This is a genomic window from Pantoea sp. EABMAA-21, assembly GCF_030053335.1.
Taxonomy (GTDB): domain Bacteria; phylum Pseudomonadota; class Gammaproteobacteria; order Enterobacterales; family Enterobacteriaceae; genus Pantoea; species Pantoea communis.
Map to the genome: position 1 here is coordinate 488347 of NZ_JASGBX010000001.1, position 16048 is coordinate 504394.

Below are 16048 nucleotides of genomic sequence, written 5' to 3' on the forward strand. Positions count from 1 at the left end.
AGTGAGCAATGAAAGACTATTATAAAATCGATCTGGAGCTTTTTATGCAAAATAACGTGGACTTGATTCGCGAAATAAAAAGCAAAGCGCCGGTTTATGCGGATGAGTTGGGATTAGAGGTGGTGCAATATATTAACCGTGAAGTGAAACGAGCCCATTTGGATTATATCGAAAGCCTCGGCGTGCGCGATCCTTATGAATATTACATCTCGCAACATGAAGAAGATCGTCAGCTGGCTGACACGCTAATTGCTCAGCATCGTGCCGCTTTACACCACACCGCTTAGCCAACTGATTTGCCACACAAGCCGTGTGGCAAACGGTGTTCTTTAATGCGAGAGAAAGAATATCGCCAGCAGGAAAAATACCCATAATCCGGCAAAGGTCGCAAAGCCGACACGAGGCGTTTTCGTCCGACCGACTACCACACCGATAAAGATGCTTAGTAGCGTTAAGGTGCCAATCATTACCCAGAGAAGATATTGCGCATTTGCCATGAAGGATCCTTATTAATCGGCAATAAAAACAGTGCGCACTCTTATACCATTTTTCACGCTAACTGGCTGCTGTTAAATGTCCGCATCTTTCGTGCTGGCTTGAATTCATTACGCCGTTGGGTGACTGCAACGCACGGCTTTTAATTGTTCCAGCTCATTTAACCGTGCCGAGGCATGCTTGTTGGCGCTAGCCTTAGCGATACCGTTGCCGATGCCAAAATCGCCGATGAAACCAATCACCGTCAGCGCATCAAACTCACCGGTTTTGTCAATCTGCTGCTGCACACTGTGGGATTTCGCAATTTCCTGATCCAGTGCCGCACAGTTGTAGGTTTGCGCTTCTTCATCACTGACTTTAGGTGATTGCGGGTATTGCTTCAGCGCACAGCCGCTGAGCAGCAGGATAGTGGTGAACAGTACAGCAGGTTTGAACATCTCAAGACTCTCGTTTGGGCTGGCAGGGTTGGCGTATTGCTGAGAGGAAATGTAGCACGTGAAGCGAGGCGCGATTGGGTGAATAACTGGGCGATTTGCGGGTATTTTGCGCAAAGATTGGGTTAGGATTGCGGGATGGCGGGATGGCGGGATGGCGGGATGGCGGGATGGCGGGATGGGAAATTGATTCGGAGATTAAGATTTAGAGCAAATTTCGGGCAATTAAGGTAAAGAGCTAAATTTATTTATTGAAATCAATCATGTAAATAAAGACCCAATACTTTATCACTCCATTACTTATCAATAACTTAACTGAGAATGTGGCGATTGAATGGCTACAGCGCCATTCAAGAATGCGCTGTAGCTTTTGCAAAGTCTTTAATTGTTTTTATAAACGCATTCGTGAGTTATAAATTTCATTTTTTCATTATCTCTCTGTGCAATCAAAACATGTTCATCATTGAGAAATGCCACTTTGCCGGGAGGCAAACCGATACAAGGTGATTTATCATACATTTCGAAAGTGTAAATAAATGCCTGCGACTTCGAGTATAAATATTTAGTATAATCATTAAGTATGCTATGAAAAAATGAGTAAAAAAAGACGCAATAGATACCAAGTGACAACACCTGAATAAGTTTAGTTGTTTTATACAAAAAACTTCCATCTCGAGGTTCATAACCAGGAAAAATTATCTTTTTCAAATTATTATCATAAACAAAAAGTATGAACCCCCATATAGGAAACGTTATAAAGATCGCAGTGTAAATGACCAGCATTATAGCTGCAGTCATTAACGGTATGATCGCTATAGATATTAATATCAATGCGTGAGGAAAGTTCGAAGGTGCAACTGTCGTTATATCGTTAATTACGACTCCTGCAATGGACAAAGAGACATTAGTGCATAGAGTAAATCCAATTAGTAGTAAGACCTTACCTACAGTGAATGAATAAAACTTTTTATATATATTTACAGATTCGAATACTACAATTGAACTCCAATAAATAAGAACAATAATAAAGTAAACCTTTCTTTTTTCAGCACCAAAGAAAAAACAACCAACAGAGAAAAAAATCATAATCATTATAAAATTAAGATATAACCTCTGCCGGATATCGAGCCTTTTATAAATTTCAGCAACCTTAGTAAAGGATCTTTTTAACCTGCTACCATTGGGCATAACTACTCCATGTTATTTAAATGAGGTATTAAAATAAGAATAAAAGAGATACTGCGTTATGCATACTCAAAAAGCAAACAGCCAGAACGCATTTGACTTAGTACAATCTCAAAATTTTATTGCCAATGTCGCCACGATTTTAACGCCTGCCTTTCGAGAGATGGTTAGTGACGGGGTGATAGGCGCAAGCTGTTGGCGGCTTTGCAACGATTTAATGCATTAGCAGCTGATACACTAAACAAGCAAAGCGATCAAGAAATCATCATTTAAGTGCATCGATACCATGCGAATCTTTACGCTTTCCTGATAGTGAAGCACTGTTTATATATACAGTACAAATTTGAAAGGGGAGTTAATTCGCTGATGGTATAAGGTAATCAGAGCGAGGCTGTTGCACGAATTCAATTTATTGCCGATGTTTCACTTGTTGTACATTGCAAAGAAGATGAACTAAAAATGGCACTGCCGATGAACAGTGATATGGCCGGAACGATAGACACAGCGATTTATCAGGATGCTATTTACCGACAGGCGGAATGATATCTGCGTGCTTACTGCCCTGCCCTCAGCCACCGTTTTGGTGATTTTTTTCATGGTGCAGTTAAGCGCATTTGTATGCATGATTTAGCATGATCCAGATAGGGATCGCCGATCGCTGTAACACCCGTAGCTGGCGCGGGTTCATGTGGTGCATGCATCTGCATGAAAAGCGATGTTTAAAGCGGGTAGGCGTGGCGGGAATAGCATTGCGCGTCAGTACGTTTTATGGTTTTATCTCATCATAAAAAATCAAACATAAAGGAAGATGATATGTCATTTAAAAGCATAGAATTGAAATTTTCTCAAGCTCAGGATGAGTTAGTACTTCAGCACTCGGATCTATCGTTAAAGTCCGTGACAGATATGATTGATATTGGCTCAATCGATATTAGTCCTAAATATCAGCGTCGAGAACGATGGTCAGAACAAGAAGAATCAGAACTCATAGAATCTTTTTTGCTGAATATTCCAATACCTCCTATCTACTTGGCAGAAGATCAGTATGGAATATATTCCGTAATCGACGGAAAACAAAGACTTACAGCTATACATAGATTTTTAACAAACAAACTAAAATTGCAAAAACTTGAACTCTTTAATGAACTTGAGGGAAAGTTTTTTAAAGAGTTGCCTTTATCATTGGCGAATGCCCTTGCAATTAGACCCTATTTAAGGGTTGTCACATTACTCAGACAATCAAACCCAGAGCTAAAACATGAAGTTTTTCTTAGGTTAAACAAAGCTGGTGTGCCATTAAACTCTCAGGAAATAAGAAACGTAGCATTTCGTGGTGAAATGAATGATATGTTATTTGATGTTTCTGAAAACATCAGTCTCAGAAAAATGCTTAAATTTTCAAAAACATCACCTATGTATAGAGAAATGATTGATGTTCAGTATGTTCTTCGCTTCTTTACCGTAAAAAGTTTTTGGGACGTTTTTCCTGGAAATATGGATAAAGCAATGGATAACTTCATGTCTGAGCATGCAAACGCGCCTAAGATAATCATTGATAGAATGAAGGATGACTTTCTTAGAAGTTTAGCATTTTGTGAAGCTGTTTGGGGTGATGATTCTTTCAAGCGACTGGATAAAAGCACCCGTGTTATACAGGGAATGTTTGATGTTCAAATGGTATGCCCTAGTATGCTTAATACGGCAGAGTATACCAATGCTATTAATAACCCCCAAGTAGTCAGGGACGCACTTAAGAATGCCCTTGATAATGATCCGGAATTTCTTCATTCAGTTACTCAGTTCACTTCAAACCCAGCTAACGTAAATTATAGGATTGGCTGTTTTTCCAACATATTAAAGAGTATTTGACATGTCGGCGAAAGATAAACTTATTTCAAGGATGAGCACGTTAGAAGCAACACTTCTTTTACCTGTTTTGGTTAATCAGACAAATGGAAGTAATTTACAGAATAGTAGCGCCACTCTGTTAAGAAAAGGGTTAGGGATCGTAATATTTAATATTTTAGAAGATTTCATTAAAGAAAGAGCAACAGAAATGTTTTCATCTATTTCTTCTTCTCTGACAAACTTCAATCTATTGCCTGAATACATGCAAGAGGCGGCTACATTGGGTGCTTTAAAAGGAGTTGCGGCAAAAGCTGCATTAGAGAAAAAAACTCAGGGGAACTGGCTCGGATTGATACAACAAGAGGCTATGCATATAAATTCAACATCATTAGTTAACGGATTTACAATCTCAGGTCTTTCATTGATGGCTGTAGGTTCTAACGTATATGTTGAAGATATACCAAATGCAATGAAATGTCTGAACATTGAAGGTGGGTGGGAAACACTACAGAAAATATCAAATTTGACAAATGGGGGTATTCCAAGCCTGAGACAATCATTCATGAACATTTCCTCCAGAAGACATAGCGCTGCACATGTAGCTAATTTTGACTATGAACTTGGATGGTTAAATGATTCTGTTAATGAAATCTACGCTATAGCATCTTCTTTTGATGTAGCCCTCACAGCTCGCTGCCGGGAATTAAGTGCAAACCCTTCAGTAGCCTTAGTTAAAGCTCCAATTCACAACATAATTAAATGTAGATTTCTTGTTCATAACGTTCAAAAGAATTATTATAGCGAAAAAAACTCAATCACCTCACGGTCGATAAAAAATTGGCCAAATTTCAATACCGCCATTCAAACTATTGCACCAAAATGCTTACCAAGAAAAGAATATTTAATAACTTTAAATTCTCAATCGAGAATTACGAATTGGTTTAGTTGATAGAGCGTTCAAAAATAAAATGCTCTATCATTAATTCTAAATCATACCTCTTGAACATATTGAGAAAAAGTTAAGACTGCATTGCAAATCCATTGATTTAACTCTTTCATTCTCTCCTGGAGCGGCGACAGCTCATTCCTCACAAACACCTGCGCCGCATCCCCAAATCCGCCCGTACTGTCCGGGATAATCCCCATCATCTGCAGCGGTACGCGGTGCGCTCTCAACAGGTAGTCACGACTCGCCTTCTTGATGTTAAAGAAGTCATCCCTTGTAGCCACTTCACTCAGCGGCAAAATCTTGTGCCGTCCAGCTTCCCGTTGGGCGCGTACATGAACAGGTTGCGGAAGTTGCCGATCTCTTTTGTGTCGCGCATCGCCTGACCGTCAGCTCGCGCCGTGCGGGCTGCAGGTCGAAATCATCAAACAGTGCCAGGAACAACAGGATGCTGAAACCCAACCAACTGCGCAAAGCGCTGACCGCCAGCCTGCCACTGCTGCAGCGAAATCCTGACAGCCTGAACGTGTATACCGACAATGGGCGCATTGTCTCAACGCTCGCCATCTCGCTGTCGTTTGAGTATCATTAACGGCTGAACATAGTTATCACCAACTACACCGGGGATATCGATGTGCTGGTTGTGCCGATGCTGGAATGGCTGCGGTGAACGAGCCGGACATGATGGCGACGAAAGAAAAGCAGCAGACCGGATTAACCTTTAAAGCAGATGTGATCAGCTATACCGCCAGCGACATTAGCATTGATTTACTTCTGAGCGAGCGCGTGATTGTTCAGCGCATTGGCGACGAGTTGCACGTCAGTCACCTGAATGAAAATCCGCTGCCGGAAAATGACCACCGCCCGTTATAGTTTTATGCCCACGGCGTGCTAATCACCGAGCTTGACCCATGAATGAATTACAGATGGTCAGTGACCAGCTGTATGCGCTTACTGGCAACCTGTCAGCCCCGGCCCGCAAAGAAATGGCGCGCAATATCGCAAAGAAGCTGCGCGCCAGCCTGCAACAGATTATCAAACGGTAGCAGGCCCCTGACGGCACGCCGTTTAAGCCGCATAAGACGCAGCCTATTCGCAGTAAAAAGGGTCGTGTGAAGTGTGAGATGTTCACCAAACTCCGCACATCAAAATATATGAAGGCGCAGGAAACATCCGACGAAGCGGTGATCGAGTTTACCGGTCGGGTGCAGCGTATGGCGCGCATCCATCATTTTGGCTTGAAAGATAGGCCAAAAATAAATATAAAAGAGGTACAGTATAGCCCCCGCCCTTTGCTTGGTTTTAAAGATGAGAGTGTAGAGTCTGTAAGACTTTTCATTATCGAGGCCTAAGCGAAATAAGCTTCCATAAATTTGAGTTAATTTAAATGGCAAAGCCAAGAATTTTCATCAGCTCTACCTTTTTTGATCTCCGCTCCATGAGGGCTAGTCTTGAGAGATTTGTGAAAGAAATGGGTTATGACCCGATTCTTTTTGAACGAGGTCATATACCTTGGGGTAAGGAAGACCCGCTGGAATCTTCTTGTTATAGGGAAATTCATACGTGCGATGTATTAGTTGCAGTAATAGGCGGTAAATTTGGCACGCAATCTCGTAATAATGAATCATCAATTACGCAGAATGAAATAAATGAAGCCTTTGAGAAGGGCAAGCAGGTCTATTTGTTTGTAGATAAATCCGTTCACGCAGAGTACCATACTTATCAAAAAAATAAGCACCTGGAAGGATTTACGCCTATATCTGTAGATAATAATAAAATCTTCGATTTCATTCATGATGTTTATAATATGGATGTAGGTAACCCCGTTGAACCATTTGAAACAGTAGAGGATATTATTAGGTATCTCAGGGAACAATGGGCTGGGCTTTTCCAAAGGTTATTAGTTACAAACTCTCGAAAGTTGGAAGGGGAATTAATTAGTGACATTAAAACCAGCAGTGAAACATTACGAAGCTTGGTGAATGTCCTTGTGAAGGAAAAGAAAAATCCAGCACAAGTAAATGATATTTTAATGCTTCATCACCCAGCATTTGAAGCAATTAAAAAGGCGGCAGGAATTACTTATCGTGTTGTCTTTTATAATCTTGAAGAGCTGAGCAATTTACTCGCTGCTAGAGGATTCGTCCTCGACGAGGATTTCTCGCCAGATGGCTTTCATGACTTCGATAATCATAAGGCTAAAAAAGGAATCCGTGTGGATCAAGAAATATTTGAAAATGGAGCCCTCAAGGTCATGACTCCTGCCGATTGGAGAAGTGAGTATGTCAAAATCATTACTCTAAATCCTCCATCTGATGATGATATCCCTTTCTAACTCAATGAATCAGCCATGCACTCTATGTTTACTTATTAATGATTAAACAGACCTTAACTGCTATTGATGCCGCAGGATAGCAATCTTGCGGCATGAACGAACAACTCTCCGAAATCCTGCGCCTGATGCGCAACCTGATCCGCATTGGCACCATGTCCGCCGTAAAACTGGACGACGGGTTATGCCGCGTGGATACAGGAAATAACACCACTGACTGGCTTCACTTGCTGATCGCTCGTGCGGGTAAAACCCGTTCGTGGAATGCACCGTCAGTGAGTGAGCAGGTACTCGTTTTATGTTTGGGTGGTGAGCTGGATACCGGTTTTGTACTGCTTGGCATTTTCTCAGACAGCAATCCTGTGCCATCGGCGTCGGCTGACGCACTGCACTGGTCGTTTCCGGACGGTGCGGTGATTGAGTATGAACCGGCAAACGGGGCGCTTATAGCGACCGGCATTCAGACGGCAACCATTTAGGCGGCAGTGCAAATCCTGCTGGATTCCCCGCTGGTTGAGTGCACAACGCTATTGAAAACCGCGCAACCTGAAGTGACTTAAGGCGGGAAAATGACCGGCGATGTTGAACACAGTGGCGGCAAGATTAGTTCTAGTTGTGTCGTTGTTGACGACCATGAACACGGCGGCGTGCAGCGCGGTGGCAGCAGAACGGACGGCCCGCAATTACAACCGCAAAATATATCGGCATGAACCGTAAAACCGGCAAAACCCTTACCGACCTCGATCACATCAGTCAGTCGATTCGCGACATTCTGATGACGCCGGAGGGCACCAGCTTAATGCGCCGAGAATACGGCTCGCTGCTGTCGGCGCTGATTGACCATCCGCAAAAAGAATCACTCCGCCTGCAGATTATGTCGGCCCATTATCTGGCGTTGCTGCGCTGGGAACCCCGCGTCAAATTTACCGCCATTAATTTTGAGCCGGAATTTGACGGCACCATGTTATTTGAGCTGACCGGTAACAGAACCGACACGCTGCAGCCTTTTTCACTAGCCGTTCCTGTGAGCTGAGAACATGGCAACTATTGACCTGAGCCAGTTACCCGCGCCCGACGTGGTGGAAACACTGGATTATGAAGTGCTGCTGGCTGAGCAAAAAGCCACGCTGATTTCGCTGTACCCCGAAGAACAGCAGGCGGCTATTGCGCTGACGCTGGAGTCTGAGCCCGTTGTTAAGGTGCTGCAGTAAAATGCCTATCGCGAAGTGAACCTGCGTCAGCACATCAACGAAGCTGCGCGTGCCGTCATGTTGGCTTATGCGATGGACGGTGACTTAGACCAGGTTGGTGCTAACAACGGCGTTGAGCTCCTGATTATCACACATGCTGACGATACCACGATTCCGCCCACAGCGGCTGTAATGGAGGCTAACGACGTTTTTCGCGCCCATATCGCGGGGGCCTTCAAAGGGCTGAGCGTAGCGGGGCCGACGGGCGCATATGAGTATCACGCCCGTAGTGCAGACGGACGCGTGGCTGATGCATCAGCCATCAGCCAGTCACCAGCTGTTGTCACGGTCACCATACTGGCTCGCGAGAGTAATGAAATCGCTGCAGATGATTTGCTGGCTGTGGTCAACGCCGCGCTTAATGATGAAATCGTGCGCCCCGCTGCTGATCGGGTAATCGTGCAGTCGGCAATCAACAACTAACATTGATTATTAAGATATACCTCTCAACCGGTTGTCGTTGGAATGATGCTGTAGCACTTAAGGCGTCGTAAATATCCCCGCTTAAAATTACGTTCATCAATACCAATGGCAAGCGCAATCGCACCGTCCCGATAAGCAAAGAGCTGCATGACGAGTTGAAGGATAAATAAGGCAAGTTTTTCGAAGAGTATTAGCGCCAGTTCTATCGGGTGATCCGCCTCGCCGGAAATGAGCTGCCGGAAGGTCAAATGAGCCACGTTCTACGTCATAGCTTTGCCAGCCACTTCATGATGGCCGGGGGCAACATACTGGTGCTGCAGCGCTTTCGTGGGCACTCAGATATACGTATAAGTATGCGCACTTCGCGCCTGATCATCTGGAAGATGCGATTCACTGCAATCCCCTGTCGATTATGGCTGGCAAAAGTGGCGAAAAATTGGCGGCGGAAGTTATAACAGGGTAGAACGGAGTGTAATAGGATGGGCTGTAACTCATTAATAATCGGATAAGTTATTGATGTTAAATGCTAAAAAAAAAAGACCCAATACGATTCCTGTATCGGGTCCAGGGAAATGGCTCTTTGAGAGCCGTGCGCTAAAAGTTGGCATTTTGAAGGCGAGTTCGCCTTGCCATTTAAAGGTAGTCCAAGGGTGATTATTTTCCAGCCAACCGTCACGATGCGGTCAGGAAGCTGCCAACTCTGTGATCGTGCTGACACATCGGAAAAGCAAGCGTAGCGGCAAAACTGTGCGCTACGCCCGAATTTTGCAGGGATTACTTACCGCACAATTGCTGCGCGCGATCAACGATCGGTTGCAGGCTCATTTTCTGGCCAGGATGCGCTTTGTCTTCCGCCACGATGGTATCGATGGATTGCAGTGTGCCCTTGCCGGCATCAGCGCGTGCTTGGGCTTTATCATTCAGCGGATACTGCAGCAAGGTGCTCGGATTGATGGCAAACAGCGCGCCGTCTTTCTCGCAGGTCAGCATCACCTCTTCGCGGGTGAATGGCCATTTGTCTTTGCCAATTTCAAAGCGGCTGACGGTAATAATCTGCGCGGCCATCGCCTGGCTGCACAGTGCCATCAGAATGCAGGCTGGAATCAATTTCTTCAGCAAAATATCGACCTCATTTTTCATTTATCACAATTCAGGCCGGAGACAGCGTAGCAAACACGCTGACCAATCCGACAACAACAATGGCCAGCAGCAGCTCAAGCTGCGTCAGGCGAATAAACTGCTGCGGCGCGTGACTACCCGCGACGCGAAAACCTGGCACCAGAACATAGCGATTGATCAGCGCAATGCCCACCATCATCATCACCAGCATCACTTTGACCACCAGCATCGCACTCCACAGCGTGGTGCCCCAATTGAGCGGTGTGCCGCCAATCAGCAGGCTGTTGATCAGCCCGGTGAGCAAAGCCAGTGCGACAGCCAGATGACCGTAACGCGAAAAGCGCATCATGCAGCGAATCGCATCGGTGCGATACGTAATCTGACGGGCTTGACGCATTAGCAATAACAGGGGCAGTAAGCCGCCAGTCCAGAACGCGGCGGCAATCAAGTGCAGCGCGTGATTGATCTGCTGCAGCAAGCCGGGTAAACCATCGCGCATCGCGGCGTGCCCGACGCCTGCCAGCGCCGCCAACTGCAACAGACCACTTATCAGCAAGAGCTGTTGGCGCAGTGTGCCACGCAGCAGCAAGGCCAGCGTGCTCAGCAGTGCGAACCCCAGTTCCCAGCACCACACCGCGCCAAAGCGCGTCGCTAAAACCGCCTGCCAGGTTTCCAGGTCACCAACATTGTGCCAGTCACCGCTCATCAAACCGGTTTGCGTGGCGAGCATTAACACCGCACTGAGCAGACTCAATAGCGCTGTCGTGACTAAAATTTTGTGCAAACGTTGCGCCAGCACCGGGCGATAACGCCGCGGTGCCAGCAGAGCCGTATAGAACGCGCTGCCAGCCAGCAATAGCACCGCAATAAAATGCAGGGCGCGCAGGACGATCCACAACGTACTCAGAACCATGGATTACTTCACGCTAAACGCGTAACTTCCCTTGGTTTTGTGACCATCTACCGACAACACATGCCAGTTCACCTGGTAGTTGCCCGACGGCAGCGGCTTGCTGATTGGCACGATCAACTGATCATGCTTTTTGTCGTTGAGTTTGGCTTTTTCCACGGCCATCGGCTGATTCTGCGCATTGAGCACTTCAACACCGCTGAAGGCAGGCTCAACATCTTCAGTGAAGGTCAGCGTCAGATTTTGTGGCGAGCTGTCGATTACCGCTTTATCGGCGGGAACCGGCGTTTTCAGGTGAGCATGTGCCAGTGCAAACTGACTGAAGACCAACGTGGATGACGCCAGCAACAGCGCCACAACCGGGTTTAACGCAGTTTTCTTCATCACTTCTTCCCTTTGCCATGCGGCGCTCTGCCGCAAACGTGGCAGCAGGATACGCCGCTGGCACAGACGTGTCGAGACTTGCGGTGCGATCCAATTTCCTTGATCCGTAAAAGGGAAACCATTACTTTTGCCCCTGTTTATCAGGAGAAATGCATGAGCCAAAACCTTGCCCTGTTGTCGCAGGAAGAGAAAGACAAAGTCAATGTCGATCTGGCCGCCGCAGGCGTGGCCTTTAAAGAGCGCTACAACATGCCCGTGATCGCGGAAATGGTCGAGCGCGAGCAGCCGGAAGCCCTGCGTGAATGGTTCCGTCAGCGCTTGATGGCCTACCGACAGGCATCGCTCAGCCTCTCTCGCCTGCCCTACGAACCTAAACAGAAGTAATTAATCTATGTTACGCGTTATCGATACCGAAACCTGTGGCTTGCAAGGCGGCGTGGTCGAAGTGGCATCGGTGGATGTGATCGACGGCCAGATCGTCAATCCAATGAGCGATTTGATTTGCCCGGACCGCCCTATCAGCCGTCAGGCGATGGCGGTGCATCGCATTACGGAAGCAATGGTCGCCGATAAGCCGACCATTGAAGAAGCGATTGGTCGCTATCATGGCAGCCCCCATTATGTGGCGCACAATGCCAGTTTTGATCGTCGTATGTTGCCGATCATGCCCGGTGAATGGATCTGCACCATGACGCTGGCGCGCCAGCTGTGGCCGGGCATTAAGTACGGAAACCAGGCACTGCGTCACAGCCTGAAGCTTGACGTTACGCCACCTGCTGAACTGCATGCGCACCGTGCGTTATATGACTGCTATGTCACCGCTGCGCTGCTGATCCGCATCATGGAGACCTCCGGCTGGAGCGTCAGTGATATGGTCGGCCGCTGTCAGCCCGCAGAAGTCAGCGGCGATGTGTTCCCGTTTGGTAAATATCGCGGACAAAGCATTGGCAGCATTGCGCGTAAAGATCCCGGCTACTTACGCTGGGTGCTGGAGAATGTGCGCGATTTGCGCCCACCGTTACGGCAGGCGCTGCGCAAGTACGTGAAAGTCGATCAATAATCGACGCGGTCTGGCAAGCTGCCCTGCGCCAGACCGATCAGGAAAGTAAACTCCTGCGCTACCCCTTCATAGGCTTTAAAACGCCCTGATTTACCACCGTGACCGGAATCCATCTCGGTACACAGCAGCAGCAGTGTATCGTTGGTTTTCAGCTCACGCAGTTTTGCTACCCACTTCGCCGGTTCCCAATACTGCACCTGGGAATCGTGCAATCCTGTCGTCACTAACAGATGCGGGTAGGCTTTCGCTTCGATGTTGTCATACGGGCTGTACTGCCGAATGATGTGGTAAAACTCTTCTTGCTCCGGGTTGCCCCACTCGTCATATTCGCCGGTGGTTAGTGGGATCGACGGGTCCAGCATGGTCGTCACCACATCGACAAACGGCACTTGCGCCACAACACCGTGGAACAGTTCGGGGGCAAGGTTCATCACACCGCCCATCAACAAGCCGCCCGCACTGCCGCCCATCGCATACAGCTGCTGCGGATTGCCGTAGCCTTTCGCCACCAGCGCCTGCGTCACATCAATGAAGTCGGTGAAGCTATTCATCTTCTTCTTCAGGCGACCATCGTCGTACCACTGCTGCCCCAGTTCGCCACCGCCGCGCACATGGATAATGGCGTAAACAAAACCGCGTTCCAGCAAGCTAATGCGACTGGTGCCGAAACTGGCGTCCATGCTACTGCCGTAGGCACCATAGCCGTAAGCCAGCAGTGGATTACTGCCTGGTTTGAAATGCTTGCGGTGATAGACCAGCGACACCGGCACTTCAGTGCCATCACGCACGGTGATCCAGTGGTGTTCGCTTTTGTAGTCGTCTGAGTTGAAGCCCGGCACCGGCGTCTGTTTCAACACCCGGCGATCGCCCGTCTCCATATTGAGCTCAAACAACGTGGTTGGCGTGGTCATGGATGAGTAGCCATAACGTAACGTGTCACTTTCCGGCGAAGGATTGTAGGCCAGCCAGGTGACGTAAGCCGGATCGTCAAAGGCGATCCCGATGCTTTCACCGCTTTCCCAGTTGATCTGGCGCAGCGTGTTGACGCCGCGCTGGCGCTCTTCCACCACTAGCCAGTGGCGGAACAGTTGGAAATCCTCCAGCACCACGTTATCGCGTGCCGGAATCAACGCCTGCCAGCGGTTCTCGGCCAGCCATGCGCTGCGATACAGGCCAAAGTTTTTGCCGTCGCGATTCGAGCGAATATAGAACTGGTGATTGTAGTGATCGATGCTGTATTCGTGATCACGGCGACGTGGACAGAACACCTGCGGCTGCGCATCCGGATACTCGGCATCAATCAGCTGGATCTCACTGGTGGTGGTGCTGTACATCGCAATCAGGATGAAGTGCTCGGAGGTGGTTTTGTGCACGCTGAGATGGAAGCTCTCATCCTGCTCTTCATACACCAGCTGATCGTCTGATTGCGGATGACCTAACTCATGGCGCCACACCTGATAGGCGAGCAGCGTTTTCGGATGCTTACGCACGTAGTACAGCGTGCGCGAATCATTGGCCCACGCCACGCTGGAAGAAGCATTGCTTAGCACTTCCGGATACCAACTGCCACTCTCCAGGTTACGGAAACGGATGCCATACTGGCGGCGCGACAGAAAATCTTCCGCCAGCGCCATCACCTGGTTGTCGGGTGAGATCGCCAGTGCGCCCATGGTGTAGAAATCACTGTGAGAAGCTCGTTGATTACCGTCGATCAGCAATTGCCAGGGTTCATTCTCTGGTGCGCTAATCGGCTGACGAAAATAGAGCGGATACTCGTTCCCCACCTCATAGCGACTTTGATAGCGATAACCGTTTTTTACGTAGGGGACGGAGTGGTCCTGCGGTGGAATGCGGTCGACAATCTCTTTTAATACCCGTTCCTGCAAAGGATCTTGCGACGCCATCATCGCTTTACCGTACGCATTCTCGGCGTGCAGATGTGCCAGAATTTCTGGGTTTTCACGCTCGTCATCGCGCAGCCAATAGTAGTTATCGGTGCGCGATTCGCCGTGCAGATTCATGACGTGGGGGATTTTTTTCGCTTGTGGCTGATGCATTCTGGCTCCTTTCCCTGAAAGACAACATTCAGCAAGCGTGGCACTTATCACGCGGGAAGCCAAGCAGCAGCGCACAGGAAGTGTAACGAAAGGAGCGCTTTTTCATGCGCCCCCTCGTCAAGGGTGGTTAACGCAACAAATTAGCTGGAAAATCAGCGGGCAATTCACTGGCCGCACAGGCGATGACCTCATCATTATCGGCACCACAATCTCGCACCAGTGTGATGGTGGCAAATTCGTCGATCACTTCAGTGGGATAAGCTGGACCCGCTTCGCGATAACGATTCATTTCGTTGAGATGTTCATTCTGGAAGCAAACCGTCTGCTGCGGGTTGTTCATCACCCAGCGGGGGAAGAAGATCGTACCGTGAAACAATCTGTCTCCCAGATTCGCGATCAAACTGACGTCAGTGCCGGTGGGTTCAGTCCAGGAAACTTTGTAGACCTCTTGCGCGACTCGCACAATATAGGCGCGCTGGTCCTTAACCCAACGATTACCCACCATCCCGCTATGAATACGATAATCAACGGTGCTGGCATTTTTAATATACAGCTCATAGTTCCAGCCATTGTCATAGGTATAGATCAGGTGTTTGCCAACAAATCCAGCCAAATCATTTTTATCGAAGGTACTCATAATGTGCTCTCCTTTGGTTTGAAGCCAGATTACGCCTTCACTTACCTGATGAATAACGCTATTTTTCGATAAAATTCATTCAAAATTTAGATGATATGCATAAATCAACGTTGGAACAGTGGAGCTTGTTAAATGAGGTGGTGCTGCGCGGCAGTTTCGCCAGCGCGGCTGAGTCGACACATCGCAGCCAGTCTTCGGTAAGCTATAACCTCGCCATGCTGCAAGAACGCCTTGAAGTCACCTTGCTGGAGACCAAAGGAAGGCGCACCGTGCTGACGCCTGCAGGCGAAAAGCTTCTGACGCAGGTCAGGCCACTGTTGAAAGCTTTCTACGCGCTGGAAAGCACCGCCAGCGCTATGCGCAACGGAGAGCGCAGCCGCATCGAACTGATGGTGGATAGCATCTTGCCGCGCGAGCATTTGTTCAGTGTGCTGAGTGAATTCCAACGTCTCTATCCAGGTACGCAGGTTAACGTCACCGAGGTGTTGGAAACGCAGATACCGGATAACAGCCAGGCGGATGTAATGGTATTGAGCCAGCGCCAGCCCGGGACAGGCCGGGGCGAATGGATGATGAATGTGGATTTCGTGGCTGTTGCGCACCATCAGCATGCGTTACATCAATTGAATGGTGCGGTTAGTGCTGAGCAGTTAGCGGAATATCCGCTGATCCGCATTGCCGATCATCAGCATTTTAGCGTACTGCAGGAGCACCATCAGGGAGAGATCTGGGCTTGTTCCACCATCGAGGCCGCAATTGAGGCGGTAATGCATCAGGTTGGTTATGGTTGGTTACCGGAGACCCGTATTCAGTCCGCCCTGGCGGCAGGAACATTGAAGATGCTGCCGCTGCAACAGGGCGTTCGTCGCGTAACAGCGCTGCATTTACTGATCAATAACGAGATCATTGTTATTGATGCACAGTTGCAAACACTGCTCGATCTGATGCGCAATAAAGCCTGGATATGA

General features: G+C 48.0%; 15 protein-coding genes and 6 pseudogenes. 13 read left to right on the forward strand and 8 right to left on the reverse strand.

From position 1 onward, the window contains the following. Positions 1-8 precede the first annotated feature (8 nt). Positions 9-287, forward strand: a complete 279-nt coding sequence (locus tag QMZ65_RS02265; RefSeq protein ID WP_166932302.1) for a DUF6388 family protein — start codon at positions 9-11, stop codon at positions 285-287. 42 nt (positions 288-329) lie between these two features. Here the strand turns inward: QMZ65_RS02265 and QMZ65_RS02270 are convergent, their stop codons facing one another. Both QMZ65_RS02270 and QMZ65_RS02275 read right to left on the reverse strand, forming a co-directional pair. After that, positions 330-497 carry a hypothetical protein gene (locus QMZ65_RS02270; protein ID WP_166932300.1) on the reverse strand — a complete coding sequence of 56 codons (168 nt, stop codon included), beginning with the start codon at positions 495-497 and terminating at the stop codon, positions 330-332. Between the two features lie 108 nt (positions 498-605). Continuing rightward, positions 606-932, reverse strand: coding sequence for a hypothetical protein (locus QMZ65_RS02275; RefSeq protein WP_283215300.1), 327 nt, complete (start codon positions 930-932; stop codon positions 606-608). 1995 nt (positions 933-2927) lie between these two features. Between QMZ65_RS02275 and QMZ65_RS02280 the strand changes: the two genes are divergently transcribed. Further along, positions 2928-3983 carry a DUF262 domain-containing protein gene (locus tag QMZ65_RS02280; protein WP_283215301.1) on the forward strand — a complete coding sequence of 352 codons (1056 nt, stop codon included), beginning with the start codon at positions 2928-2930 and terminating at the stop codon, positions 3981-3983. A gap of 1 nt (position 3984) precedes the next feature. Beyond that, positions 3985-4911, forward strand: a complete 927-nt coding sequence (locus tag QMZ65_RS02285) for a hypothetical protein (protein ID WP_283215302.1) — start codon at positions 3985-3987, stop codon at positions 4909-4911. A gap of 41 nt (positions 4912-4952) precedes the next feature. Here the strand turns inward: QMZ65_RS02285 and QMZ65_RS02290 are convergent. Next, positions 4953-5293: pseudogene (locus QMZ65_RS02290) on the reverse strand (phage portal protein); the annotation flags it as partial. Between the two features lie 63 nt (positions 5294-5356). Here QMZ65_RS02290 and QMZ65_RS02295 point away from each other — a divergent pair. From QMZ65_RS02295 to QMZ65_RS25315, 7 genes and pseudogenes are all read left to right on the forward strand, one after another. Next, a pseudogene (locus QMZ65_RS02295) lies at positions 5357-5781 on the forward strand (phage tail protein). Between the two features lie 38 nt (positions 5782-5819). After that, positions 5820-6260, forward strand: a pseudogene (locus tag QMZ65_RS02300) (phage virion morphogenesis protein). A gap of 35 nt (positions 6261-6295) precedes the next feature. Continuing rightward, a complete protein-coding gene (locus QMZ65_RS02305) occupies positions 6296-7243 on the forward strand; it encodes a DUF4062 domain-containing protein (RefSeq protein ID WP_283215303.1) in 948 nt (315 codons plus the stop codon). Between the two features lie 92 nt (positions 7244-7335). Further along, positions 7336-7950 (forward strand): annotated as a pseudogene (locus tag QMZ65_RS02310) (phage baseplate assembly protein V). Beyond that, positions 7923-8273: a GPW/gp25 family protein gene (locus QMZ65_RS02315; protein WP_283215421.1), complete on the forward strand. Its 351-nt coding sequence runs from the start codon at positions 7923-7925 to the stop codon at positions 8271-8273. The pseudogene QMZ65_RS02310 and the gene QMZ65_RS02315 overlap by 28 nt, the downstream one beginning before the upstream one ends. 4 nt (positions 8274-8277) lie before the next feature. Beyond that, a pseudogene (locus QMZ65_RS02320) lies at positions 8278-8901 on the forward strand (baseplate J/gp47 family protein); the annotation flags it as partial. Positions 8902-8924: 23 nt separating this feature from the next. After that, positions 8925-9376, forward strand: a pseudogene (locus tag QMZ65_RS25315) (tyrosine-type recombinase/integrase); the annotation flags it as partial. Positions 9377-9687: 311 nt separating this feature from the next. Here QMZ65_RS25315 and QMZ65_RS02335 read toward each other — a convergent pair. The 3 genes from QMZ65_RS02335 to copC are packed head-to-tail and all read right to left on the reverse strand — an operon-like array spanning position 9688 to position 11326. Further along, positions 9688-10035 carry a YebY family protein gene (locus QMZ65_RS02335; protein ID WP_034828876.1) on the reverse strand — a complete coding sequence of 116 codons (348 nt, stop codon included), beginning with the start codon at positions 10033-10035 and terminating at the stop codon, positions 9688-9690. Positions 10036-10063: 28 nt separating this feature from the next. Beyond that, positions 10064-10945: a copper homeostasis membrane protein CopD gene (copD, locus tag QMZ65_RS02340; protein ID WP_283215306.1), complete on the reverse strand. Its 882-nt coding sequence runs from the start codon at positions 10943-10945 to the stop codon at positions 10064-10066. Positions 10946-10948: 3 nt separating this feature from the next. Continuing rightward, positions 10949-11326, reverse strand: coding sequence for a copper homeostasis periplasmic binding protein CopC (gene copC / locus QMZ65_RS02345; protein ID WP_097116865.1), 378 nt, complete (start codon positions 11324-11326; stop codon positions 10949-10951). Between the two features lie 153 nt (positions 11327-11479). Here copC and QMZ65_RS02350 point away from each other — a divergent pair, with 153 nt between their 5' ends. Together QMZ65_RS02350 and exoX are read left to right on the forward strand one after the other, a co-directional pair. Then, positions 11480-11710: a DNA polymerase III subunit theta gene (locus QMZ65_RS02350; RefSeq protein ID WP_097116864.1), complete on the forward strand. Its 231-nt coding sequence runs from the start codon at positions 11480-11482 to the stop codon at positions 11708-11710. Positions 11711-11717: 7 nt separating this feature from the next. After that, a complete protein-coding gene (exoX, locus tag QMZ65_RS02355; protein ID WP_038646533.1) occupies positions 11718-12386 on the forward strand; it encodes an exodeoxyribonuclease X in 669 nt (222 codons plus the stop codon). Here the strand turns inward: exoX and QMZ65_RS02360 are convergent. Continuing rightward, positions 12380-14443 carry a prolyl oligopeptidase family serine peptidase gene (locus QMZ65_RS02360; RefSeq protein ID WP_211728418.1) on the reverse strand — a complete coding sequence of 688 codons (2064 nt, stop codon included), beginning with the start codon at positions 14441-14443 and terminating at the stop codon, positions 12380-12382. The two genes, exoX and QMZ65_RS02360, sit on opposite strands and share 7 nt — an antisense overlap. Positions 14444-14570: 127 nt before the next feature. Continuing rightward, the gene (locus QMZ65_RS02365) at positions 14571-15083 is read right to left on the reverse strand and encodes a phenolic acid decarboxylase (protein ID WP_176505730.1); all 513 of its coding nucleotides are present in this window, start codon (positions 15081-15083) and stop codon (positions 14571-14573) included. Positions 15084-15175: 92 nt separating this feature from the next. Between QMZ65_RS02365 and QMZ65_RS02370 the strand changes: the two genes are divergently transcribed. Then, positions 15176-16048: a LysR family transcriptional regulator gene (locus QMZ65_RS02370; RefSeq protein ID WP_097116861.1), complete on the forward strand. Its 873-nt coding sequence runs from the start codon at positions 15176-15178 to the stop codon at positions 16046-16048.

Bases quoted from the DNA above. Each gene is read 5' to 3' on its own strand.
- copC (WP_097116865.1), bottom strand. From the start codon at position 11,326: ATGAAGAAAACTGCGTTAAACCCGGTTGTGGCGCTGTTGCTGGCGTCA.
- QMZ65_RS02270 (WP_166932300.1), bottom strand. From the start codon at position 497: ATGGCAAATGCGCAATATCTTCTCTGGGTAATGATTGGCACCTTAACG.
- QMZ65_RS02265 (WP_166932302.1), top strand. From the start codon at position 9: ATGAAAGACTATTATAAAATCGATCTGGAGCTTTTTATGCAAAATAAC.
- QMZ65_RS02370 (WP_097116861.1), top strand. From the start codon at position 15,176: ATGCATAAATCAACGTTGGAACAGTGGAGCTTGTTAAATGAGGTGGTG.
- copD (WP_283215306.1), bottom strand. From the start codon at position 10,945: ATGGTTCTGAGTACGTTGTGGATCGTCCTGCGCGCCCTGCATTTTATT.
- QMZ65_RS02280 (WP_283215301.1), top strand. From the start codon at position 2,928: ATGTCATTTAAAAGCATAGAATTGAAATTTTCTCAAGCTCAGGATGAG.
- QMZ65_RS02360 (WP_211728418.1), bottom strand. From the start codon at position 14,443: ATGCATCAGCCACAAGCGAAAAAAATCCCCCACGTCATGAATCTGCAC.
- QMZ65_RS02275 (WP_283215300.1), bottom strand. From the start codon at position 932: ATGTTCAAACCTGCTGTACTGTTCACCACTATCCTGCTGCTCAGCGGC.
- QMZ65_RS02350 (WP_097116864.1), top strand. From the start codon at position 11,480: ATGAGCCAAAACCTTGCCCTGTTGTCGCAGGAAGAGAAAGACAAAGTC.
- QMZ65_RS02285 (WP_283215302.1), top strand. From the start codon at position 3,985: ATGTCGGCGAAAGATAAACTTATTTCAAGGATGAGCACGTTAGAAGCA.
- QMZ65_RS02305 (WP_283215303.1), top strand. From the start codon at position 6,296: ATGGCAAAGCCAAGAATTTTCATCAGCTCTACCTTTTTTGATCTCCGC.
- exoX (WP_038646533.1), top strand. From the start codon at position 11,718: ATGTTACGCGTTATCGATACCGAAACCTGTGGCTTGCAAGGCGGCGTG.